Origin of the sequence: Ignavigranum ruoffiae, from assembly GCF_023195815.2 — a bacterium.
Lineage (GTDB): Bacteria > Bacillota > Bacilli > Lactobacillales > Aerococcaceae > Ignavigranum > Ignavigranum ruoffiae.
Genome location: NZ_CP096206.2, coordinates 757317 through 781532, shown reverse-complemented (window position 1 = coordinate 781532; position 24216 = coordinate 757317). Strand labels below are relative to the sequence as shown.

Below are 24216 nucleotides of genomic sequence, written 5' to 3'. Positions count from 1 at the left end.
AGCAATATACATATCATTCTATTTTAATATTTCTTATCTATTTTTATTATAATCTTATTTAGAAATTAATCAAACCAAATCATTTGAAACTTTCCATTTTAATATAGAAACTTCTATTTCTGAAAACAATATAAATATATGAAATAGTTTTTACTACAAAAAGATTTAGGACACATCAGTCTACCTATAAAAATAATAGATATTCTTCAAAGTTCTCGATTGACCAATAATATCTATGGCTTGCAAAATGTATGTCCAACAACAAAGGTTCAATTTATACGATAAAAACAAAATAAAAGGTGTCAGTGGATGTTTCTCACTGGCACCTTTTTGATGGCTAGAATATTTATAAAATGATAAAGATAAAAGGATTATGATTGCAAATACTATAAATCTTTTTGTTTAGAATCCAAGATAATCGTCATTGGTCCATTATTGCTGATATCCACTTGCATCGTGGCGCCAAATTCTCCGGTTTCGACATGGTGACCTTTGTCAACTAATTGTTGATTAAATAATTGATATAAGTCTTGGGCCAAGGCTGGATCAGCAGCTCGAACAAAGCTGGGTCGGTTGCCTTTGCGCGTGTTAGCATAGAGGGTAAATTGACTTATCGACAAGATTTCACCCTCAATATCTTTTAAAGATAAATTGGTCTTTCCCTCTGCATCTTCGAAAATTCTTAATTGACTAATCTTTCGTACCAGGTATTCAACGTCTTCTGGCCCATCCTCTTGGCAAACACCAACCAGGACGACCATCCCTTTAGAAATCTGGCCAATCACCCTTTGATCGACCGATACTTTACTGGCTAAACTACTCTGAATGACTGCTCGCACCTTATGCCTCCTTAACTTGACATCCGAAAAACTTCATAAATATCGGGAATATTGCCTAACTTGGTCATTAAATCATTCAGTTGGTCTTTGTTAGCAACCAAGACTTTAACTTGAATGACTGCTTGACTATCAGGATTATTGCGGGCATTGACACTAATCAGGCTTTTTACCGAATGATTAATGACATGAAGTACATCATTAATTAAACCAGATCGATCAAAGCCGATGATTTTCAGATCGGTCTCATAATCTTCCAAAGCTGCATCGCCCAGATCCCATTCAACCGGAATCGTCCGTTTCTGCAATTCGGGTTCACTTAACAAGTTCGGACAATCTTTACGATGGACTGAAATACCACGCCCTTTGGTAATATACCCTACAATTTCATCACCGGGTACTGGATTACAGCAACGACTAAGGCGAATCATTAAATTGTCAACGCCTTCGACCACTACCCCACTTTCGTGGACCGATTTTTGTCGCTGAACCAATTTCTGTTGGACAGCTTGTTGGTTTTTCTTTTCTTTATCAGGAGTTTGACTTTCTTGTTCAGTTGACTCACTCCGCCAACCTAAATAATTCACGATTGTGGTTGGATTTAATTCCCCCAAACCAATCGCTCCATAGAAATCAGCCATGGTGGCGAAATTATAACGCTGCATGAGATCTTCTTCGATTTTTCGTTTTTGAATATCTTTCAGGCTATGGTCATTGGCCCGTAATTCTTTGTCCAATAAATTCATACCCAGTTCACCATTTTCTTCCCGGTCTTTGACTTTGAAGAAGCGACGAATCTTATTCCTTGCTTTACTGGTTGAGGTAATTTTCAACCAATCGCGACTTGGACCATTAGAATTTGAGTTGGTTAATATTTCGACAATATCGCCATTCTTTAATTTATAATTTAACGATACGATATTGCCATTGACCTTGGCTCCTACTGTTTTGTTACCGATTTCCGTATGCACATGATAGGCAAAATCAATCGGACCCGAGCCACTTGGTAATTCAAATACATCCCCTTGAGGGGTGAAAATATATACCTGGTCTTTAAAAATATCTTCTTTAACAAAATCCATAAACTCGCGGGCATCTTTGGCTTCATCTTGTAAATCGACAATATCCTTAAACCATTTCAATTGTTTCTGGATATTATCATCGGAAGAAACCTTCTCTAACTTACCTTCTTTATAAGCCCAGTGTGCCGCCACCCCATATTCAGCAATCTCATGCATCTGATGGGTCCGAATTTGGATTTCGACCGGCTTACCTTTTGGACCAATCACCGTCGTATGAATCGATTGATACATATTTGCTTTCGGCATGGCAATATAATCCTTAAACCGACCTGGCATGGGTTTCCATTTGGTATGGACTGCTCCCAAGACGGCATAACAATCCTTAATGGTATCAACAATGACTCGAATCGCTAACAAGTCGTAGATGTCATCAAATTCCTTATGTTGATCCACCATCTTGCGATAGATTGAATAAATATGTTTAGGCCGGCCATACACCTCAGCATTAATATCAATATCTTTCAGTGATTCATAAATCTCTTCAATCGTTGCTTGAATATATTCTTCACGCTCAACCCGTTTGGTATCCATTTGCTTAACAATTCGATAATAAGCCGTAGGATTAATGTAACGTAAGGCGATATCTTCGAGTTCCCATTTGATATTAGACATCCCGAGTCGATCGGCCAAAGGCGCATAGACTTCAATCGCTTCTTGCGATTTTTCAATTTGTTTTTCCGGCTTTTGATATTTCATGGTCCGCATATTGTGCAGGCGGTCAGCCAGTTTAACAATAATCACCCGCATATCTTTAGCCATGGCTAGGAGCATTTTGCGGTGATTTTCAGCCAGAGCTTCTTGTTTAGATTTGAAGTTAATCTTCCCCAATTTGGTAACCCCATCGACAAGAAAAGCGACTGTTTCGCCAAATTGTTCCTGAATTTCTTCCATGGTGACCGGGGTATCTTCGACCACATCATGAAGAAATCCAGTGGCTACCGTCGCTGGGTCTAAATGAAGTTCAGCTAAAATACCGGCCACTTGAATCGGATGGTTGATATAGGGTTCGCCAGAGAGTCGCATTTGACCTTGATGGCTACGTTCTGCGTAATCAAGTGCATCTTTAACTAAGGCCAGGTTCGATTCACTCATGTAAGCCTGGCAGCTTTCAATCACTTGATTTGCACTTAATTCTAAATTTGTCGCCATCACGGTTCCCACTTTCTCATTTCAAACTATTAATCTTTATTATAACAAATTCCCTATCAGCCCCTCAAGTAGCAGTATCCCACTTAGGGTGCTTCGACAATTTCAATTCCTTTAGAGGCACCAATTCGAGTAGCTCCCGCTTGAATCATAGCTTCAGCTTGTTCTCGGTTAGAGACTCCTCCGGAAGCTTTGATGCCGATGTCAGGCCCCCCTGCTTGGCGCATCAATTGAATATCTTCAACACGCGCTCCGGCTGTTGAAAATCCAGTCGAAGTTTTAATAAAATCTGCGCCGGCGGCAGTCACAATTTTTGAAACTTTTTGAATTTCTTCCGCTGTTAACAAGCTAGTCTCAATAATGACTTTCACAATGACCTCTGTCGGTACAGCCTGGACGACAGCTTCAATTTCTTTTTTAACTTGATCTTCATGCTGGTCTTTTAACCAAGCAATATTAATGACCATATCAATTTCTTCTGCCCCCTCTTTCACGGCTTGGCTTGCTTCGAAAACTTTCACCGCCGTGGTATTGGCGCCGAGAGGAAAGCCGATAACAGTACAGACTTTGACTTCAGAATCTTTTAAAAGTTCACTGGCTAGGGATACCCAGCAGGGATTAACACAGACCGACATGAAGTTGTATTGCTTCGCCTCTTGGCAAAGTTGGGTGATTTGTGATTCTTGAGCGTCTGCTTTAAGTAAAGTATGGTCAATATATTTGTTTAGTTTCATGCTTTTTCCTCATTTCTTTCTATTAATTCCATTTGATAACTAATTAAACTCATTAAATAAGCGGGTGCGGTTTCTGCTCTTAGAATCCGCGGGCCTAAACTAATCGTCTTAAATTGAGCTTCAATCAATTGATTCGCTTCAACGGGATCGATTCCCCCTTCTGGTCCGAAGACCGCGAGAACCTCTTGCTTAGGGCTAAGCTGATTTAAATCATGAACCAAGCCCCCATGTTGACCAGATTTGGCCGTTTCCTCATAGGCCAACCATTTAACATCATAATCCGCACTAGATTGAATGAGTTCTGCCAAAGTCATTGGTGCTAGAATTCGCGGAATTTTTAATCGTTTAGCCTGTTGGGCTGCATTATTGGCAATTTTCTGCAAACGTTCAAGCTTTTGGGCTAGCTTATTGGCTGGCCACTGAACCACATTGCGCTCAAGCTTTAGTGGAATGATCGTCGTTGCTCCCAATTCAGTAGCTTTCTGCACTAGCCAATCCAATCGATCATTCTTACTAATCCCAACAGCTAAGCACACATTCACCGGCAACTCACTAATAGGGGTATCTAGGCTCTCTAATATAATAAGGTCGGCTTGCTTAGTCTCATTTGACTCCTCAACCTGGGCTAAATATAAGTGACCGGCTGAATCCACGATTTCGACCATATCGCCAGCTTTTGCCCGCATTACCTTGAATAAATGATGGTGATCCGTGTCCTCAAGTTCGACCAGTGAACTCGTCTCTAAACTACTTTCTGGTATAAAATATCTCTGCATCTTAGTCCTCAATTCGTTGATAGATATAACATAACCATTGTCCGGTAACAAAGCGGTGACTCAAGGAGAACGCATAGGCTTCCATGGCTTCTTCAATCTCTTGACCTTTGTCAACGAGTATGCCCGACAAGATTAGATACTTGCCGATGGCCAGTCTCTTCTCGGCATCCGCTAACATATTGACTAGAATATGGGGCAATATATTGGCCACAATGATATCCACTTGGTCTTCAAAGCCATGCATTAAGTCATTGACTTTGAAGTCTAATTTATTTTCATGAATTAAGCGATTGAGGGCCTGGTTCTCTTGTATTTTAAGATTTTCTTGGGCGGCATGAACCGCTTGTGGGTCTAAATCAAAGCCCCAAACCTGACTAGCTCCTAACGCACCGGCAATAAAACTCAAAATCCCTGATCCCGTTCCCAGATCCAGCACCCGATCGCCTTTACGTAGGACTAATTCCAGGGCCAAAGCTGATAGACGGGTGGTTTGATGGTTACCGGTGCCAAATGCTAGACCTGGATCAAGCTTAATCACAATTTCTTCTGGACTCGCCGCATAATCTTTCCATAAAGGGACAATCTTAATAAATCTTGAAAGATGTTCCACTTGATAATATTTCATCCAGTTGCGCTGCCAATCCTCTTCTTGGACGGTTTGATACTCTACTTTAAACTGAGGATAGGATGAATGGATTTGTTCAATAATTTGATTTAAATCGACTTGATCATCAAAATATGCTCTAATCATCGGGCTTTGACTTATGGGCTTGCTGACTGGTTCTTCTCGTATTTCACCAAATAAATTTAAATCGTTGTCTAAATATTGGTCAATTTCCTCATATTCGATACCTAGAGCCTGATATTCTGTCAGCAGATAAGTGACGTTCTCGATGACTAGCGGATCTTCTGTCAACAAACTTACTTCTATTTTATTCCACATAGTTGTCCTCACTCTTCTTTAAATAATAAACGATGGTCACTAAACAATTGTTTATCTTTCAATTGCTGACGAAGGGCCTCAAATTCCTGCGCATTCCATTCTAATGAGAAAGTTTGATTTGCTTTGTCTTCCTTTAGAAAGTTATACCAAGCAATCCTGACAGAAGCAGACAGGATTTTTAAATAGCGCACAATCGCCAAAGCATCTCCTTGACGAATTCCCTTATCCCAGTCGATGGGAAAAGCCATCAACGCTCCAGCCTTATCTAATTCAATTTCACGAGGATTATAAAAAACCACCGAAAATTGATAAAATATTTCTGGTTCAACACTTTCACCCTGATGATTATCCTCAAGATGGTAACCCTCTTCATTGGCCAAAGGACATTGCAGAACTAATTCAAAGTAAGATTCAGTTTGATCCCAGACCATAAACCATTGTCCATGAAAGTATTCTTCTTCCATCAGGTTTTTGATGAAATCATAAGCCCGCATTTGTATCATCTCATCACCTACTTATGCTTATTATGAAGCAATTTCTTAAATAATTCAATTATAGATATTTAACCCATTGATTTTTAAAATCTTTTGCACTAATATAATAATGATTTTAGAAATTTTGTATTTTTTTCAATTTCATAGTAAACTGAGAGATGTTAGATAGCAATCAATACAAATAAGAGGTGACGATATTGGCAGAAAAAAATCTGACAGCTAAAGATATCCTGCAGAAAGAGTTTACCAAAACCATGCGTGGATATAATACTGCTGAAGTAGATGAATATTTGGATAATATTATCCGTGATTATGATTCCTACCAGAAAGATGTCGTATATTTAAAAAATGAAAATGAACGCTTAATCTCAAAAGTTGACGAGTTGACGAAACAACTTGCACTGGCAAAGAAAAACGCCCCAGCAACGGTGGGCAGTGGCGTGACTAATTTTGATATTCTTAAACGCTTGTCCAATTTAGAAAAACATGTCTTTGGTTCAAAGATTGAGAATACAGATAACACCATCGACTATCATCAAACAAGATTATAAAATCAACGTGTAAATTTCAGGTAATCGCGGTCGTCTCGTCGAGATGGCTGAGGAAAGTCCATGCTCGCACAGACTGAGATGTCTGTAGTGTTCGTGCATAGCAAAGTCATAAGCTATGGTAACAAGATTTGTTAACGGCGGATGAAAGTCCTAAGGCTTAGCTAAGGGTCAGTAGTCTATAAAGTGCCACAGAAACGAGGCTTTCTAGAAATAGAAAGCGTGGAACGGGTAAACCCCTCGAGCGAGCAACCCAAACTTTGGTCGGGGCACCTCTATCATGCAGGAATTCAACTGGCTTAGAGGACACTTCGGTGTAGATAGATGATTACCCATTAGAATCTGGCCTATACTGATTCTAATGACAGAACATGGCTTATCGAAGTTTACATAATAGGCTTTGACTCTGTTTACAGAGTCTTTTTTATTAGATTTTTACAAGTTTATTATTCAAAGGAAAGGAAGACCTATGCAAACATATTCGCTAATAGCCACCTGCGCGGCCGGTATCGAGTCTATCCTCACTCAAGAGCTTAAAGATTTGGGTTACAGCACACAAACCGAAAACGGTCGGGTAAGATTTCAAGGAACGGCCAAAGATATTGCCTACACGAATTTATGGCTTCGAACCGCAGACCGAATTAAGATTTTGGTCGGCGAATTTCCGGCCCGTAGCTTTGAATCTCTCTTCGATCAAGTCTATGCCCTTGCTTGGCAAGATTTTCTGCCGATGGACGCCAACTTCCCAGTAAGTGGTAAATCAATCAAATCACAATTACATAGCGTGCCGAATGTCCAACGCATCAGTAAGAAAGCAATCGCCAAGAAGTTAATGGACTATTATCATCGACGTAGCCCTCTTCCTGAAACAGGTGCCCTATACCCGATTGATGTCGCCCTTCGCAAAAACCAAGTCGAAGTCAGCCTCGATACCAGTGGTTCTAGTCTGTTTAAACGGGGTTATCGCGCTGAGAAAGGCCAAGCCCCGCTCAAGGAAAATATGGCAGCAGCTTTGGTCAAACTTACCACTTGGTATCCAGATCGGCCCCTTTATGATCCAACCTGTGGTTCAGGAACCATTCTTATTGAAGCGGCCATGATGGCTCATAATATCGCACCTGGTTTATTCCGCCATTTTGCCGTGGAAGATTGGGAATATTTCCATCCTGAAATTTGGTCTGACCTGCGCCAAGAAGCTCGCCAAGCCCAGAATTTTGATCTGGACTTGGATATATTGGGGACTGATATTGATCCTAAGATGATTGAGATTGCTAAGCAAAATGCTGAAAAAGCTGGCGTTGCCGAAAGTATTCATTTCAAACAAATGCAATTGGCTGATTTCACCACCGATAAAGAATATGGAATTTTGATTGCCAACCCACCCTATGGCGACCGTATGCTTTCCACCAATCAAGTTCACCAACTCTATCAAGATATGGGAAATCTGTATCGTCCTCTGACAACCTGGAGTAAATATATCTTGAGTTCCGATGAAGCATTTGAAGAGTATTATGGCCAGAAAGCAACTAAGAAAAGAAAACTATATAATGGCGCAATTAAGGTTGATTATTACCAATTCTGGGGCAGTAAATAACATCAAAATATTTAGGTTTCCAAAATATTGATAAATACTTTTTTTATAGGCCCACTTGCTTACAAAATAATATCTTTTGCCCATTCTTTCGCAGATGTTATTGATTAATGACTTTCATATTTTCTCCAACCAGACCCTTTAAGCTAAAACAATAAACTTTCCTTGTTGGTTCAAAGCTTGACGGGCTAATTGATCGGCTCCCCTATTTTGTTTTTCCGGAATCCACTGACTTAAGAATAAAGGATAAGTTTCAATCCGAGCCAATATCTGATTAAGAATTGGCTGATACCGCTCGTCTTTAACATAATTTTTGTGTAGAGAGTCAATAACGAGTTGACTGTCAGAAAAATAGGAAATAATCGAGTCTTGCCACTCATTTTCCGCCAGAATTTTTAAAGCTTGGTCCATAGCCAGGAATTCAAGATAATGATTATCAGGAGCTTGACTTAGATAATACTTGTATTGAAACAGTTTTTGATGTTCAATGATAATACCTAAGCCTCCCGCTTTAGTTTGGGGCCGAAAAGCAGCATCTGTATATATTTTTATCATCATTAACCTCTTTCATGTTTATCTTAATTAGAGAAAGGATTATTATGGTTCAAATCAATCAATTTCCCGAACGATCAGAAGATTTTCTGAGAAAAGGACACCAAGCCCGAAGACAGGCTAAATTCGACCAAGCCCTCGAATATTACCAGAAAAGCTATCAACTGGAACCTACGGTCAGGGGTTTTGAAGAAATTATAGATTTAGCGTTTCATCTAGAGGACAATCAAACTTTGAAAGAATATTGGCAAAATTATGCCCCGAGTATCGAAGAATTTCATGATCATGAAGGCGTCTTCTTCTTATGGCTCGAGTCAATCGACCGAATCTACCCCTTATCAAGAGCGATAGATATTCTCAGCCAACAGATGATTATCTTGACCCAATTAGAGAGTCCTCAAGTTGGTAAAATTCAGCAAGCCTTGCAAAGCCGAATTAGTCTTAAAAATCAATTGAGTCAGATTCAAACTGACGATGTTCAGCAGATTCGCTCTTTTCTCGCTGACTTCCTCACCAAGCCCAGACAAGACCTGTTAGATCTACTTCAAAAAGTTTATCAATACGGGGCTAGTCCTCTTTTCTACCAAGAAATTCTAAAAGAACCGAAGATTGAAAATTTCATCAAAACTGATGTTCTTCATCACTTGATTAACTTGGACTGGGACTTTCCAGTCGAGTTGTCTTGGTTCAATGAAACGAAGCATGTTATGCCCAGCCAATTAACCGTATATTCTAAGCAAACAGCTTATCAAGATAATCTTAATGCACTAGAAAACTATTTCAACCGGGAGAATCCTATTTTCTACGATGAAGCCATCGATTTATTCCGCTTACATTATCTCTGTCTGTATCCCTACGCCGAGGAAATTTTGAACCCAGCCAAAGCCTGGCTCAATTATTTTCTTAAACATTATTTGTACATGAGGAATCGCCCCGTCCCTGACCACTTGGACCAATATATTCAACAAGCCGAAGTTGAATTACAGAATATTTTCCACTCTGAATATTGATGCCATATCAGCCAGTTTATCCGCGCACCGCACATGTATATTTAGTTTAATCAACAAAAAATCTCAGAAATTGCTGATTGACAATCAATTTCTGAGATTTCTTATTTAGTCTTGTTTTAGACTGTCTAAATCAATAATCTTTGGTTGGGGATCGAGAACTATACCATCATCTTCTGCTTGCGGAGGTAATTCAACAAAGGACACAATATCCTTAAAGTTGACAATGGTTCGATCTTCACATAGATCCTTCATGGCCGGATCGGACCGTTGCCAATAGATTTCAACCACCGCACTATTGGTTAAAAGTTTTGTAATAATACCGGTCATCGAACTTTCTCTAAATTTAAAAGTAATTTGATTGCCAATCTCAGGGCGAATATTGTCTTTGACCGCAGAAATTAAATCCATGCCTTCTTCATATGAGACATCCAATAAGGCAGCGATGCGCGATTTACTGGTTCCTCGTCTGAGTTCCCTTTCAATCAAGGCGCTTTGATTCTTGTTTAAGTTATTATCAGTCACATTGATCCCTCTCCTTGTCATACTACTAATAACTCAGCATAGTTATTATACCATACCTTGACAAGGATAGCGGACTTTTAGTCTTTAGCGCGAGGGACGTAGACGTTTAGAGCATTGGCTTCAACACTTAAATTCAATGGCAGATTAGGACCTGCATCCCCATCTACATTACTGGCTACCGGTGCTCCTTCCATTGATTCAATCAGAAATTCATGGTCTTTGAGAATTAATAATTTATCGGTCGGTAGATCGAGCAATTTATTTCCTAAGACAGCTACGCCCATTTCCAATAAGTTACTGTCCTTAAGAGCGGTTAAATACATTAGACCATCATTCACTTCAGCTTCCGTATTCATTTGTTCAAAGCCCCCCACCGAATTTGTCAAGCCAATCACTAAGATCGGTGTTTCAATCTCATGGATACGATCGCTAGAATCTTTGATCTTTAAACGATACGTTTGACCTTCAATGGCGGCGGCTAAACCATCGCGAATATAGGCTAATCGACCGATTTTATTCTTTTGATCAGATGAGGTATCGCCCACCGATTCTGCAATGGTGCCTATCGCAATCGTATTGACAAAATAAGATTGATTATTTTTGCCGATATCAATTTGTTGAGTCTCAACCTTTGCGAACTCGCGGATAAATTGGTCGGTATTTAAAGGCATATGGAGGGCACGGGCCAAATCATTAACTGTCCCCATAGGCACAAAGGAGAAATATGGCCTTTGATTCGGACTAGCCAAGATGCCAGCGACGGTCTTGTTAACTGTACCATCCCCACCCAAGCAAATTACCGTATCATAACCCTGATCAGCCGCTTGTTGCGCCCAATCAAAGGGATCATCCATATCTTCAGTTTGTCTTAACTCTACCTCCGATTGGTGACTCTGCACAAGGACCTTACGTAAGTCTTCGCCATATTTAACCGCTTGACCTTTACCTGAACCAGGATTAACAATTAATAATACTTTCTTAAGCATACTTGTACCTCTGTTCTTTATTTTTGTTCAACAATTACTTTACAAATCATTTACTAGCCGCATTCATTTAGCTAAATAATGATAAGCTATTCTGCTGAATGTAGGCTTCTCCTCCTCAGACTGTATCCGATTAAAGAATGATGAAACCTTGAGACCCTGTCAATAATTCGCTATAATATATCCTTAGAAATACTGTAGCTTGCAACTACAAGGAGGAAAATTTATGTCTAAACCTTATCGTGTTTTACTCTATTATAAATACCAACCCATTGAAAATCCAGAAGATTTTGTGGCCAAACACCTAGCCTTCTGTAAATCCATCGGGCTAAAAGGCAGAGTTCTAGTCAGCCATGAAGGTATCAATGGGACAGTGTCTGGTACTGTACACCAAACAGAAAAGTATATGGATTATGCTCACAGCTTGCCTGGTTTCGAAGACCTTTGGTTTAAGATTGATCAGGCAGAGGATTATGCCCACCGTAAAATGCATGTCCGCGTCCGCAACGAAATTGTCGCTTTAAATTTAGACAAGGATATCGATCATGATCCTAAAGAAATTACGGCGGCTTATCTGAGTCCGAAGGAATTTCACCAAGCGATTCTAGATGAAGATACCGTTGTATTAGATACGCGTAATGATTATGAGTATGATTTAGGTCATTTCCAAGGGGCGGTTCGGCCAGATATTCGTAATTTTAGAGAATTACCTCAATGGATTCTTGACCATAAAGAAGAATTTATGGATAAACGAGTGGTCATGTACTGTACTGGTGGAATCCGCTGTGATAAATTCTCTGGCTGGATGATGAAAGAAGGCATCGGCAAAGATATCGGTCAATTACACGGTGGTATTGATACTTATGGTAAAGATCCAGAAATCCGTGGCGATCTCTGGGAAGGCAAGATGTATGTCTTTGATGATCGCATTTCCGTACCGATTAACCATGTCAACCCTACGGTCATTGGTAAAGATTATTTCGATGGAAGTCCCTGTGAACGTTATGTAAATTGTGGAAATCCTGAATGTAATGAGCAGATCTTATGTTCTGCCGAGAATGAAGCCAAATATGTCCGCGGTTGCAGTCCTGAATGTCGCCGAAATCCTCGTAACCGTTATGTTGCCGAACATCATCTGTCACTAGAAGAATGGGAAAACCGCCTAAACCAAATCGGTGAAAGCCTAAAAGTTGATCATACTGCTTAAAAATTCCAAAGAAAGAGGGTGGATTCATGCCAGAATCGAAGTATCCCAAACAGCAAGACGGGAATACTGAAAAGCATGCTCATTCCCGCCGAAGACGAGACATTCATCAAAAAAATAAATTAAACGAATTTCGTTTCAAGGAAATTAATTTCCAGAAACATAAAAAACAGCCGTCTTCAAATTTTGCTTCAAGATGGAAACAATTCATTCAAGGCCTCCCTTTCGCAAATCAAAACCGTTCAAAAAAGACCGATACAAATGTTGATTCAGACAGCACCAAAAAACAAACATATTTTGTAAAAGAAAAATCAATGAATCCAAGCGAAAGTGGATTACAGCTAAAACGCCGTCAAAATGAATCCACAAAGAAAGCGAATCCCTATCAAATTTCAAATCTTGATTCGAAAGAGCGTACCCTCTTTTCATTGAATGTCTTCTTAAATGTTATCGGTAAATTATTAATTTACTTATTAGCCATATTAATCCTAGGTGGTTCAGTTGGTTTGGGAGCCGGTGTTGGCTATTTCGCCCGACTAGTCTCTCAAACCCCACCCCCAAGTCAGGAACAAATGCTCGAAGATATTAATCGGTTAGAACAACAGAGTACCATTTATTACGCTAATGGCACACCGATAGCGAATGTGCAGTCGGACTTGGTCCGTAGCTTGACTCAACTGGATGAAATTTCGCCAGAAATTAAAGATGGTATCATTGCCACTGAGGACGAATATTTCTATGAACACCCTGGAATCGTTCCTAAAGCCATCCTACGGGCCGCGATTGAAACCTTGTTTAAAGGATCAGGAACCGGTGGGTCCACCATTACCCAGCAATTGGTGAAACAGCAAATGCTTTCCAATGATGTTACTTTCTTCCGTAAAGCCAATGAAATTTTGTTGGCCTTACGTTTAGAAAATAATTTCTCGAAAGATGATATCTTAACGGCCTATTTAAATGTTTCACCTTTTGGACGCAACAATAAAGGTGAAAATATTGCCGGAATCGCTAAAGCAGCCGAAGGAATTTTTGGTAGGTCTACCGAAGAGGTCAATTTGAATCAAGCTGCCTTCCTGGTTGGACTCCCCCAAGATCCTTATGCCTACACTCCATACAACCAAGATGGGTCATTAAGGTCCGACGAAGAATTGCAACGAGGTTTAGATCGAATGAAGACCGTCTTGTACCGGATGTACCGGGCGCAGAAATTAAGTAAAGAAGAATATGAACAAGCTTTAACGTATGACATTCGTAAAGACTTTATTCAGCCAGAGGCTAAACGCGAAGATCGACAATCTTATCTATATCAAGCCATGGCTCATGGAGCCATTGAGAAGTTGATGCACATCAACATCCTGGATGATGGTTATACTTTAGACCAAGTCTATAGTGATGATGAGTGGTATAATGAATATTATTTCAAAGCAGAAGAACAACTTCGTACCGGGGGTTATCGAATTTATACCACGATAGATAAAGAAATCTATGACCAATTACAACAATCTGCTCAAGCCTATGAAGATGAATTAGGCGTGCCTTATGAAGGGGTTTATGTCAATCCTGATACCGGTGAAGAAACTTACTACGTTGAACGGGTTCAAACTGGCCTAGTGGTCATCGAGAATCAAACTGGGAAAGTTCTAGGATTTATTTCGGGAACTAATTACGAAGATAATCAAATTGATCATGCTTTTAGAGTCCGTAGATCCCCAGGGTCCACGATTAAACCACTTGCTGTCTATGGTCCTGCGGTTGATAACGACATTATTAACCCATCAACGATTGTTCCCGACACACCTTTTGTTCAAACATTCGAAGATGGTAGTACTTGGGAGCCAACCAATTATGGGACAGCGGTCTCCAACACCTTTATGACCGTCCGCAAAGCTTTATTAAGATCGGACAACCTCCCCGCCGTGCGAGTTTACCAAGAATCATTACGTCAAGGTGTGCCGGTGATTGACTATCTTAAGAAAATGGGCTTTAATCCTGTAGATTCTTATACTGCCGAAGATACTGAGAATTTAGCCTTCGCTCTCGGTGGTGTCACCACTGGACCGACCGTCTTTGAAGAAACGCGAGCCTTCACTACCTTTGCTAATAATGGGAATTATGTGGATGGCTATTATATTGAAAGAATCGAAGACGCCTTCGGCAATACCGTCTTTCAACAAGATGCTGAACCTGTGCCAGTCTTCGCTGAAGACTCAAACTATTTAATGGTTGATATGTTACGAGATACCATGACCGAAGGTACAGGACGAACAGCTAATCAATATAAAGAAGTCCCAGGAGATTGGATTGCCAAGACTGGGATTAGTGAGAATTCAAAAGACATTTGGGTGCTTGCTTCTACCCCAGCTCTGACCGTGGGTTCATGGATTGGTTATGACAGTCGCTACGCTGAATATACAATTGATGTCAATGATGGTTATGGTTTAGAGAGTGTCCGCAGTCAAATTTATTGGGCACGGATTGTCAATGATTTATATGCACTCAGACCCGATATATTCGGCACTGATTTGACCTTTAAACAACCTGATTCTGTAATGCAAACCAATATCGTCGAAACTACTGGAACTTTACCAGGAACGACTGAATTTAATGGCATGCGCTTCAGCGTTAGCCAGCCACTAGTCCAAGAAATCTTTAAGACCAGTAACCCTGCTCCAAGACTCACCTATAACTTTATGATTGGGGCAAATGATGAAGAACTCGCTCAGTTCTGGTCAAATCTAAGAACTCAATATTATCAACAACAAAATTCAAACAATAATCAATCTACTGAAAGTCAAGAATCGACGGATGAAAGTAATGAATCAAGTCAGGATGAAACCGCATCGAGTTCAGAAGAAACCATTCTAGACACCGAAAATCAAGAATAATTCGCCGATCTTATTTGTAGAAACCGATAAAAAGGAGCCTATGACAAACGTCGACTACATTGACTTTGTCACAGGCTCCTTTTTAATTTATTCGATAACTTACTTTAAGAGAACCATTAGCTTACTTTCCGATTGAGGAAAGAACCGAAATTTATAAAGGAATAAAATCATAACAAAAGGTAATTGGTTTAATTGAAAGTGAAATTATAATAAAAGAAGAGATAAAAAGTTTTTTTATACTTCATCATTCAATCTATCCGTTGCTATTTTATAAACTGCATGGTCTGATCGCTTACCAATTGCAACAATTTGGATAATCTGAATCTTTCCCGCTTCTTCCGTAAAAATGATTCTTAATCCCGCTTTACGGTGTTTTAACTTGTTGCATGCTTTGAGATTACCTTGTAAAGGTTGTCCAGCTAACATACCCTTCTGACGGATTCTATTGAGTGATTTATCAATTAACAATTTCTGGCTGCCATCTAAATTTTGATAGTCTTTTTTAGAGAATTCGGTCCATGAAATTTGATACAAACTTATTCCCACCCATCATGATCATCAATAACGATTGGGTCGTTGGCAACAGAACCCCTTACCTGGAAATCTGAATAAGTCTTCACATCATGATTGTTCAATCGCATGGCAACTTCATAATTTAATATTTTTTCTTCAAGTAAATCAATGCGATGATTCAAAGTTTCATATTGCTCCTGACTGAGCATCACGCCACTCACAACGTTACGATTAAATACGTAGACACCTGTCTGTGCTTTTTTGGCTTGTTCGAATATTTTGTTTGGATTTTTCTTTACTTCGGTTACCGATGTGGTAGGTACGTCTAAAATCCTCATGTTAGCACCCTCTCTTTCATTTTTATTTATTCTATATTTATTATAAAACTTTTAAAAGTCTGTGTAAAGTTTTTTAAAAGAAATATAAAACAAGATTTCTCACACACATTGATAAAATCCACGTAGCTTACAAATACTTTACGACTTGTTGATTAGAACTTGTCTAGAGAATCTAGTCCGAAAATGCCAAAGCTATGAAAAAGAGTTACTTGCTAAGTTATTAATTGAATAATTTCTGACAGCAATTTTTATCAGCTATCGTTTTGACAAATTTATAATTCGCTATGCGCTAGCTGGGATTCACAACCAATGGATCAGCCTACTTTACTCACATCAATCCATTGAAGTCTCAGGCTTTTAGGAATTGAATCGTAAAATAAGTCTGAAGCTTAGCTGGCTAAGCGAAAGACGGTGCCCATCAGTTCTATAATCTCAGGTTAAAGACTATCGCGAAATATATTATGTTTCAGTATGATGAACCCTCTATTGGTCGCAGACAAGAATAAAGAGCCTAAGCATCTAAACTGCTCTAGGCTCTTTTGGTTGATAAGATTGAGGATATTTATAGAGTTGACCCTCGTTCAATTAATTGATGTGGTAATACAACTTGGCGTTCATCGACCTCTTCTTGGTTCATCAATTTAGTTAATAAGCGCATCGCTACAGCACCAATATCATAAAGAGGCAATTGAATACATGATAATTGTGGGCGAACCAGTTCAGCAATAATCGAATTATTACTTGAGAAGACAGCAAACTCTTCCGGAACCCTCATGCCTCTATCAAGGGCTGCATTCATCACCGCTGCCGCAATGGTGTCCTGGCTCACAACCACACTGTCCACACCTTCAGCTAGGAACCCGTCTAAGATAACATTCCCATCTTTTTCGGTATAATCTGCTTGAGCAATCAAGTTCTCATTGAATTCAATTTTATTAGCTGCCAAGGCATTTTTGAAACCGTTAAGCCGGACTTCATTATTCATATATTCACTTGGCCCAGTAATCAAACCAACTTTTCGATTACGTTTAAGTAATAAATCAGTGACTTCTTGAGTTGCTTTCTCGTAATCAATGACAACGGAATTAATTTCAGGATCTTCAATCACTCCACCCGCAAAGACGACTGGTGTATGGGTCCGTTTCACTTCATCGACCAAACGTTGATCTAAATTGTGACCAATAATGATAATGCCGTCGACTTGACTGGCTAAGAGAGAATTAAATACTTTGAGTTTTCTTTCCGTGTTCTCATCTGAGTTTGCTAGAATAATATTATAGCGATACATGGAAGCAATATCATCAATCCCTCGAGCTAAGGCGGCAAAGAAGATATTTGTCACACTTGGGATGACCACACCAACGGTCGTAGTCTTTTTGCTCGCTAGTCCACGGGCCACTGCATTAGGACGATATTGTAATCTTTCAATTACATCTGAAACTTTTTTCCTAGTGCTAGGCTTAACATTCGGGTTTCCATTAACGACACGAGAAACGGTAGCCATTGAAACCCCAGCTTCACGTGCAACATCATAAATTGTAATGGTTTGTTTATCCATCAGATGTCCTCCTAATAATCTATACTATAAATCAAAGAAATTTTACCATAGGAAACCTTTAGATGCAAGCGCTTCATTTACAAAAAAATGTTATTTTATGGCATTTTATATGAAAAAATAGAGCCTAGATCAACTAAGCCCTATCAATCAATATTTTTTATTCAAAATGAAATATTTTATTGTTGATCTTTTACTACGTCAACCGTTTCTTCGACTTCTTGCGCACTTTCTTGGGCTTCTTGGCCTAAATTCTCAGCTTCTTCTTTGACCACTTCGCCGAAGGCACCAAATTCGTCTTTAGTAGTGTTGACAACTTCGCTACCTTTTTCAACTAATTTGTCTTTTGATTTTGAGAATTCATCTTTCATCCGGTTCATTTCATGATTTGCTTCATGAGAAACATCTTCAAGTTGAGATTTCAATTGATCGGCTGAATATTTTAAATTCACTTTAATATCATCGGTCGCTTCCGCAGCAGCATCATAGAATTCCATACCACGTTCATAGGCATAATCTTTATAATCATTCGCCCGGTCTAACCAATCTTCGAATTCATCACGTAAGTCTTCTCTTAATTCTTCTCCAGATTTTGGTGCGTATAATAAGGCAGTCAATCCTGCTACCGCTGCTCCAAAAATTGCTCCTAAGAAAAATCCGCCATTATTATTCTTACTCATTGTTCATTCCTCCTAATTAATGAATGGTTATATCTCCAGCTGCACTGGCTGGGGTTTCGGTAGGTCGATAAGCTTCTAGTTTTGATGTTTCAAAGTCTACTGACTCAGGCTCATAATTCGTTTGATTAGGTTTCTTGCGCGACTTAAAGCGATTCAATGATGTTTGAACAATCTTATCAAAGGATGAAGTTTTCTTCTTACCGACCCCTTTCATTAAGTTCACAGTCATCTGTCTCGTGGAATCATTTAAATCTGAAACGGTAATTCCTAAGTCGCCAATGGCAGTAAATAATGGATCAGTCTTGGCAACTTTTCCATTCACATCATCCACTAACCCATTAGCCTTGTTAAGTAGACCCTCCACCTCAATCGATAAATTATCGACATCCTTGGTGACAATGTCTAAAGTTTTGTTCGCTCGTTGTACTGTGGTTTTTAGTTCATCCATGATTTTCATGAGTTTCGCTAAATTTAAGCAAAGATAGATTACTAATACTGCAAAGGCAATCGCAGCAATCAGTCCCGCAATCGCTCCCATTCCCATTAAACTTCCTCCTTTTCTTATCTTGATAGATTAAATATACCATGTTTTATCTTATCTTCCAAAAAATAAGACTTCTTTGTCATAAAGCTTTCATTTCCATTTATCAGGATTTTTGATATATTAAGATTGAGGTGAAGCTCGTGGAAAACTTAGGCTTAAAAATCAATCTTGATCAATTATTTCCCCAATTAAATGAGGCGACCATCAACTTATTATATGTCATTGGATCCTTTTTAGTAGCTAGTTTATTAGCCTTTCTGGCCAGTAAATTGATTCGATATCTTTTCCAATATCGTTTCCAGCAACACCTTTACGATAAGTTTAAGATTCATTCCGTTTCACGCTTGAAAACGGTTAGTGCCCTGATTGAGAATCTCTTATTATATATTATTTATTTTATCTATATTTATCATATCCTTACCCTGATTGGCATTCCCATCGGCACGCTCTTAGCCGGTGCCGGAATATTTGGGGTCGCCATTGGTTTAGGAGCCAAAGACCTCATTACAGATATTATTAATGGTTTCTTTATCATCTTCGAAGGACAGTTTGAAGTAGGAAATTTAGTCCAAATTTACAATCTTTCGATTACAGGAACTATCCTGAGTACCGGCTTAAGAACTACGAAAATTCGTTCCATTAGTGGTGAAGTTTTCTATATTCCTAATAGCGATATCTCGATAATTAATAATATGAGCCAATTAAATCGACAAATTATTATTGAAATTCCCCTACACCCGGAGAATAATTTGCACCTCTTTGAAGAAAATTTAAAAGCGACCAGTAAAATTCTTGAAGAAAACTATAAAGATTTAATTGTTCAATCAGCTAAACATGTTGGATTGGTAAAAAATAAGCAAAATGCGTTTGAATATCGGATATTTATTTCCGTGAAGAACGAATATTATTATGAATTGCTCAGTATCTTCTACCAAACTTATATCGAAAACCTACAAGCAGCTGATTTTAAAATTATTACCCAACCTGCCGTCTTACCGCTAAATTGACTTAAATGCATTAAAGGCTAAAAATTTGGTCTAATTGCGGAATCGGTTGATTATCTTCTGAGTAATAATTAACGATGACTTGATTATTTTCAATCGTTACTAATAAATAAGTTTTTCCTTGATAGTGTCCTCTTGGTCGATTCAAACTTCCTGGATTGGCTAAGAGGATGCCTTCTTTAACTTCTGCATATAGCTTATGAGTATGCCCATGGAATACAAAGCGACAGTTAGAATTCTTAGCTATAGCTAAAAGTTCATCATTGCCATAATTTACGCCGGTCAGATGGCCATGAACTAGAAGAACATTCCCTTCGGCTGTCTCAATGACTTGTTGACGGCGATATTGAGGATCAAAATCCATGTTCCCGGTGACGACGGCATCGACTTGATCCCATAAGGGATCATCGGCTGGAAATTCTGAATCACCGCAATGGAAGATATAGTCGACTTGGGGCCGCCAATGCTTAATAATCTCATCAACTAAAGGCCACTGGCCATGGTTATCACTCATCACTAGAAATTTCATCGTTTAATCCCTCCAACCATTTTGCGAATGCTTCTTGCAATTTTTCAAAAGCTTTAGCCCGGTGTGAAATTTTATTTTTTTCGGCTAAGGCCATTTGAGCAAATGTTCTATCTTGCTCGGGATAGTAGAACAAAGGATCATAACCAAAACCACTCTTACCTTGAGGTTGGTTCAAAATAGACCCTTCAACCTGACCCTCTACCACCAAGCTTTCATGTCCTGGATAAGCCGCGACGATACATGATACGAAGCGAGCGGTTCTTTGTCCCGGTTCAATCTCTGCCAATTCTCTGAGTAACTTTTGATTGTTTCGGTCATCATCTTTGGGTTCTCCGCTATAGCGGGCAGAGTAGACACCAGGCGCTCCGTTCAAAGCATCGACCATCAAGCCAGAATCATCGGCAATCACGACTTGGTGTAAGCGCTGGGCGATAGTTTCGGCTTTTAAACGTGCGTTCTCTTCAAAAGTTGTTCCCGTCTCAGCGACTTCTTCAATGTCAGGATAATCAAGTAAAGATTCAATCTCATATCCAGAATTCCCCAGTAGCGCCTTAAATTCTTCAACTTTCCCTGCATTATAACTGGCTATCAGTATCTTCAATGATCATCTCTCCTTTTATCCGGGCTTGTTTAACAGTTAAATATGGATCTTCCAACCAATTCCGAGCAAATCTAGCAAATCTTTCGGGGGCGCCAGTCGTGTAAATCTGGTGATGGACCCCGTAATCTGCCAAATCAGCTGCCGACCGACTAAGATTAAAATAATCCAAAATGGTCGACACTTCGTTAATCGTCTCAACCCCCGAGTCGATTAATTTAATATTTGGTCCGACGGCTTTTTGAATGGTATCTTTTAAATGTGGATAATGGGTACAACCCAATACGAGCGTATCAATATCCTTATCTTCAAAATAGCTTAAGTCTTCTTTAACTTGATGATATGTTTGGGGGGCTTCCACCCTATTTTCTTCGACAATTGAGACGAAACGAGGAACCGCATGGCTATAAACTTGCAAACGAGCATCTTTCGCTAAGAGTGTTTTGGTATATTGACCACTATGAATGGTTCCCTCTGTCCCGATAACTCCGATATGATTATTATTAGTATGCTTGATAGCAGCTCGACTGCCTGCATCAATCACGCCTAAGACAGGAATCGGCAGCGTCATCTTTAATTCATATAAGGCAGCAGCGGTCCCAGTATTACAAGCGATCACCAACATTTTGATACCTTTTTCCCTGAGGAAATAGGTCAATTGCCAGATAAACTTACGAACTTCAGCAAGCGGTCGAGGTCCATAAGGGGCTCGGGCACTGTCACCCAAGTATAAGACGGATTCATTGGGCAGTTGCTTCAAACATTGCTTAACAACGGTTAAACCTCCAAATCCCGAATCGATAATCCCAATTGGCAATTCTTTCATTTCAACACTTCCAATCTGCTACTTAACAGCAAAGACTTAGGGACTAGTCTTGTGCTTCTCTATCGCTCTTCCATAATTGGAAAGAACGTTTAAGGGTATTAATGACTCCTTTATCAGAATAAGTCAGCACATTACTCCGATAGAAGATTGTTGCAATCCAAAAACAAACAACCGAGAAGATCAATGAAATAATAATGGCAATAATTAATTCGTTTTGGGCCACTGTTTCAGTAGAAATTCTAAATGGCATCACAAAAGGCGTCGTTAAAGGAATATAAGACATGACTTTAACCACAATATTATTTGGGGATTGCATAGCAAACATTCCTGTATACAGTCCTGCTACAGCGAATAAGGTAATTGGTGTAATGGTTTTATTCACTTCTTCCACTTTAGAAACAAGCGAACCTAAGAATCCAGCTAAGGAAGCATAAATCAGGACACCCATTAAAGCGAAGACAGCACCTATTCCAATAATCCCTTTTGATTCAGCAAATATCTGCTTCAAATCAATAAATTCTAGACCTAAGTTAGCCATCAAATCCGTTTGATCAAAGACAAATTGTAATACTAAGAATAATACGATATAAATTACTATTTGAGTTAAAATAACTAAACTGATACCAATCATTTTGCCGTAAAAATGGGTCGTCGAAGAAACACTGGACAGAATGATTTCCATAATCCGCGACCCTTTTTCAGTGGCAATTTCCTGAGAAATGACCGACACATAATTCATAATAAACATAAAGACCATAAAGACGACGAAATAAGCTACGCCGTTGCGGATAAACACTTTAGGATCCTGACTGGATGTTTCCTTTGTTTGACCATCCTTGGATTCAGCTATATTAATAGTTTCTATATTAACGTTTGAACTTTGTAACTGAATAATCTCATCCTGATTGAGTCCAATCTTTTCAGCCATGTTCTTGATCTGTTCTTCATTTAAGGCTTGTTGAATTTTAGTTAAATTAATATTACTGCCGGTCGTGGATTTATAAAATTTAACCACAAAAGGATCTTTTTGTTCAATGGTAATATAACCATCAATTTTTTGATCCATTACGGCCTGACGGGCTTGATCAATACTATAATCTTTAATAATAGTATTCTCTTCATTCGCCGTTTCCACCAATTGTACAATCTCTGGCTGATCACTTATAATCGCAAGCCGGCCAGAACTTTGGCCCATTTCATCTTTACCAATAAAATAAACAATTAAACTAACTATAGCAATTGTAATAATCGGTCCAGCAATCATCCAGAAAAATGACCAAGATTGTACATTTTTACGATAAACTTCCTTAATAATAATCGCTAATTTACTCATAATGACCTCCTCCGGCCTTCATCTTGAATATTTCTTCCAAGCTTGGTGGTTGTTGGGAGAATGTGGCAATATATTGGTGCTGGGTGATGGTTTCGAAAAGATGTTTACCGGTCTCAGCTTGATCAATTTCCAAACGGAAATGATGGGGGCGCAATTCTTTCACTTTCAATACACCCTCCAAGTTAGCTAGACTTTCTTTCGTCCAACCCGTAGTCTCAAGAAAAATCCGGGTCCGGCCAAAACTTTCGCGAACTTCCTCAACCGTGCCGTATAATAACTGCTCACCATTGTGAATCATTACCAACTTGTCACAGATTTCTTCCACATTATTCATGTTATGACTCGAGAAAATAATGCAAGAACCCTTGTCTTTGAGTTCGCTAATCCCTTGCATTAATAAATCTGCATTCACGGGGTCTAATCCTGAGAAAGGTTCATCAAGAATTAACACCTTGGGTTGGTGGATTAATGTCGCAATCAATTGTACTTTTTGTTGATTCCCTTTTGATAAAGTAGAAACGCGATCTGATCGCTTTCCTTTCACTTCAAACTTATCCATCCAATAATCAATTTGTTGATCAATTTCTGAAGGGGTCATTCCACGTAATTTAGCAAAATATGCAATTTGTTGCTCAATCGTTAGCTTCTCGTATAGACCACGTTCTTCAGGAAGATAACCCACCAAATTATAAATCTGCTGAGCCATCGGTCGACCATTCCAGAGTACTTCACCTTGACCCTCAGGCGTCAAAAAATCCAGAATCATGCGAAAGATAGTGGTCTTTCCCGACCCATTACGACCAATCATTCCTAATATTTGTCCATGATCAATCTCAAATGAGACATCATTGACAGCGACTAAATCGTCAAACGTCTTCCGTAAATGTTTTACTTCGAGCATAAGAGCCTCCTTCAAATCTACTTTGCCTATATCATAACATATTTATACTAGGCTAATCAGTCAATATTTATACCAATCAGCTAAACAAT

Annotated in this window: 25 protein-coding genes and 1 other RNA gene; 7 read left to right on the top strand and 19 right to left on the bottom strand. The window is 39.2% G+C overall.

Annotated elements, in window-relative coordinates:
* Positions 1 to 386: 386 nt before the first annotated feature.
* From dtd to M0R79_RS03810, 6 genes are all read right to left on the bottom strand, one after another.
* Entirely contained in the window at positions 387 to 839 is a 453-nt protein-coding gene (gene dtd, locus M0R79_RS03835) for a D-aminoacyl-tRNA deacylase (RefSeq protein WP_092570175.1), read from the bottom strand.
* Between the two features lie 11 nt (positions 840 to 850).
* Positions 851 to 3067 (bottom strand): RelA/SpoT family protein, encoded by a 2217-nt coding sequence (locus M0R79_RS03830; RefSeq protein ID WP_092570177.1) that lies wholly within the window; start codon positions 3065 to 3067, stop codon positions 851 to 853.
* Between the two features lie 83 nt (positions 3068 to 3150).
* A complete protein-coding gene (gene deoC / locus M0R79_RS03825) occupies positions 3151 to 3798 on the bottom strand; it encodes a deoxyribose-phosphate aldolase (protein WP_092570179.1) in 648 nt (215 codons plus the stop codon).
* Positions 3795 to 4574 carry an RsmE family RNA methyltransferase gene (locus tag M0R79_RS03820; protein ID WP_092570182.1) on the bottom strand — a complete coding sequence of 260 codons (780 nt, stop codon included), beginning with the start codon at positions 4572 to 4574 and terminating at the stop codon, positions 3795 to 3797. The genes deoC and M0R79_RS03820 overlap by 4 nt, the downstream gene beginning before the upstream one ends.
* A 1-nt stretch (position 4575) precedes the next feature.
* Complete coding sequence (locus M0R79_RS03815; RefSeq protein WP_092570184.1) at positions 4576 to 5517, bottom strand: 50S ribosomal protein L11 methyltransferase; 942 nt, start codon at positions 5515 to 5517, stop codon at positions 4576 to 4578.
* 8 nt (positions 5518 to 5525) lie between these two features.
* The gene (locus M0R79_RS03810) at positions 5526 to 6020 is read right to left on the bottom strand and encodes a DUF3013 family protein (RefSeq protein ID WP_092570186.1); all 495 of its coding nucleotides are present in this window, start codon (positions 6018 to 6020) and stop codon (positions 5526 to 5528) included.
* 188 nt (positions 6021 to 6208) lie between these two features.
* Here M0R79_RS03810 and gpsB point away from each other — a divergent pair, with 188 nt between their 5' ends.
* The 3 genes from gpsB (at position 6209) to M0R79_RS03795 (ending at position 8153) form a co-directional block, all read left to right on the top strand.
* Entirely contained in the window at positions 6209 to 6562 is a 354-nt protein-coding gene (gpsB, locus tag M0R79_RS03805) for a cell division regulator GpsB (RefSeq protein ID WP_092570188.1), read from the top strand.
* Positions 6563 to 6574: 12 nt separating this feature from the next.
* Positions 6575 to 6943, top strand: an RNA gene (rnpB, locus tag M0R79_RS03800) — RNase P RNA component class B.
* A gap of 85 nt (positions 6944 to 7028) precedes the next feature.
* The gene (locus tag M0R79_RS03795) at positions 7029 to 8153 is read left to right on the top strand and encodes a THUMP domain-containing class I SAM-dependent RNA methyltransferase (RefSeq protein ID WP_092570191.1); all 1125 of its coding nucleotides are present in this window, start codon (positions 7029 to 7031) and stop codon (positions 8151 to 8153) included.
* A gap of 138 nt (positions 8154 to 8291) precedes the next feature.
* Here M0R79_RS03795 and M0R79_RS03790 read toward each other — a convergent pair whose 3' ends face one another.
* The gene (locus M0R79_RS03790; protein WP_159428813.1) at positions 8292 to 8705 is read right to left on the bottom strand and encodes a ribonuclease HI family protein; all 414 of its coding nucleotides are present in this window, start codon (positions 8703 to 8705) and stop codon (positions 8292 to 8294) included.
* 44 nt (positions 8706 to 8749) lie between these two features.
* Here M0R79_RS03790 and M0R79_RS03785 point away from each other — a divergent pair, with 44 nt between their 5' ends.
* Positions 8750 to 9712, top strand: a complete 963-nt coding sequence (locus M0R79_RS03785; protein WP_092570195.1) for a hypothetical protein — start codon at positions 8750 to 8752, stop codon at positions 9710 to 9712.
* 105 nt (positions 9713 to 9817) lie between these two features.
* Here the strand turns inward: M0R79_RS03785 and M0R79_RS03780 are convergent, their stop codons facing one another.
* Positions 9818 to 10234 (bottom strand): DUF2187 domain-containing protein, encoded by a 417-nt coding sequence (locus M0R79_RS03780; protein WP_310795417.1) that lies wholly within the window; start codon positions 10232 to 10234, stop codon positions 9818 to 9820.
* 77 nt (positions 10235 to 10311) lie between these two features.
* Positions 10312 to 11220, bottom strand: a complete 909-nt coding sequence (locus M0R79_RS03775) for a diacylglycerol/lipid kinase family protein (protein WP_248416371.1) — start codon at positions 11218 to 11220, stop codon at positions 10312 to 10314.
* A gap of 223 nt (positions 11221 to 11443) precedes the next feature.
* Here M0R79_RS03775 and trhO point away from each other — a divergent pair, with 223 nt between their 5' ends.
* Positions 11444 to 12424 (top strand): oxygen-dependent tRNA uridine(34) hydroxylase TrhO, encoded by a 981-nt coding sequence (gene trhO, locus M0R79_RS03770; protein WP_092570200.1) that lies wholly within the window; start codon positions 11444 to 11446, stop codon positions 12422 to 12424.
* 26 nt (positions 12425 to 12450) lie between these two features.
* Positions 12451 to 15306 carry a transglycosylase domain-containing protein gene (locus M0R79_RS03765; RefSeq protein WP_248416373.1) on the top strand — a complete coding sequence of 952 codons (2856 nt, stop codon included), beginning with the start codon at positions 12451 to 12453 and terminating at the stop codon, positions 15304 to 15306.
* Positions 15307 to 15540: 234 nt separating this feature from the next.
* Here M0R79_RS03765 and M0R79_RS03760 read toward each other — a convergent pair whose 3' ends face one another.
* From M0R79_RS03760 to M0R79_RS03740, 5 genes are all read right to left on the bottom strand, one after another.
* Complete coding sequence (locus M0R79_RS03760) at positions 15541 to 15840, bottom strand: type II toxin-antitoxin system RelE family toxin (RefSeq protein ID WP_092570204.1); 300 nt, start codon at positions 15838 to 15840, stop codon at positions 15541 to 15543.
* Positions 15841 to 15842: 2 nt separating this feature from the next.
* The gene (locus M0R79_RS09350) at positions 15843 to 16157 is read right to left on the bottom strand and encodes a type II toxin-antitoxin system Phd/YefM family antitoxin (RefSeq protein ID WP_092570206.1); all 315 of its coding nucleotides are present in this window, start codon (positions 16155 to 16157) and stop codon (positions 15843 to 15845) included.
* A gap of 562 nt (positions 16158 to 16719) precedes the next feature.
* Complete coding sequence (ccpA, locus tag M0R79_RS03750; protein WP_092570208.1) at positions 16720 to 17715, bottom strand: catabolite control protein A; 996 nt, start codon at positions 17713 to 17715, stop codon at positions 16720 to 16722.
* Positions 17716 to 17891: 176 nt separating this feature from the next.
* Positions 17892 to 18392, bottom strand: coding sequence for a YtxH domain-containing protein (locus M0R79_RS03745; RefSeq protein WP_092570210.1), 501 nt, complete (start codon positions 18390 to 18392; stop codon positions 17892 to 17894).
* A gap of 16 nt (positions 18393 to 18408) precedes the next feature.
* Positions 18409 to 18936: a DUF948 domain-containing protein gene (locus tag M0R79_RS03740; RefSeq protein ID WP_092570212.1), complete on the bottom strand. Its 528-nt coding sequence runs from the start codon at positions 18934 to 18936 to the stop codon at positions 18409 to 18411.
* Positions 18937 to 19076: 140 nt separating this feature from the next.
* Here M0R79_RS03740 and M0R79_RS03735 point away from each other — a divergent pair, with 140 nt between their 5' ends.
* A complete protein-coding gene (locus M0R79_RS03735; RefSeq protein WP_248416375.1) occupies positions 19077 to 19943 on the top strand; it encodes a mechanosensitive ion channel family protein in 867 nt (288 codons plus the stop codon).
* A 10-nt stretch (positions 19944 to 19953) separates the two neighbouring features.
* Here M0R79_RS03735 and M0R79_RS03730 read toward each other — a convergent pair whose 3' ends face one another.
* From M0R79_RS03730 to M0R79_RS03710, 5 genes are read right to left on the bottom strand one after another with little or no spacing between them, the layout of a single operon-like run.
* Positions 19954 to 20469, bottom strand: coding sequence for a YfcE family phosphodiesterase (locus M0R79_RS03730; RefSeq protein ID WP_092570215.1), 516 nt, complete (start codon positions 20467 to 20469; stop codon positions 19954 to 19956).
* Positions 20447 to 21070: an XTP/dITP diphosphatase gene (locus M0R79_RS03725; RefSeq protein ID WP_092570217.1), complete on the bottom strand. Its 624-nt coding sequence runs from the start codon at positions 21068 to 21070 to the stop codon at positions 20447 to 20449. Before M0R79_RS03725 ends, M0R79_RS03730 begins: the two co-directional genes overlap by 23 nt.
* Positions 21045 to 21893: a glutamate racemase gene (racE, locus tag M0R79_RS03720; RefSeq protein ID WP_248416376.1), complete on the bottom strand. Its 849-nt coding sequence runs from the start codon at positions 21891 to 21893 to the stop codon at positions 21045 to 21047. The genes M0R79_RS03725 and racE overlap by 26 nt, the downstream gene beginning before the upstream one ends.
* Before the next feature lie 43 nt (positions 21894 to 21936).
* The gene (locus M0R79_RS03715; RefSeq protein WP_248416378.1) at positions 21937 to 23226 is read right to left on the bottom strand and encodes an ABC transporter permease; all 1290 of its coding nucleotides are present in this window, start codon (positions 23224 to 23226) and stop codon (positions 21937 to 21939) included.
* Positions 23219 to 24127, bottom strand: a complete 909-nt coding sequence (locus M0R79_RS03710; protein WP_248416380.1) for an ABC transporter ATP-binding protein — start codon at positions 24125 to 24127, stop codon at positions 23219 to 23221. Before M0R79_RS03710 ends, M0R79_RS03715 begins: the two co-directional genes overlap by 8 nt.
* Positions 24128 to 24216 lie beyond the last annotated feature (89 nt).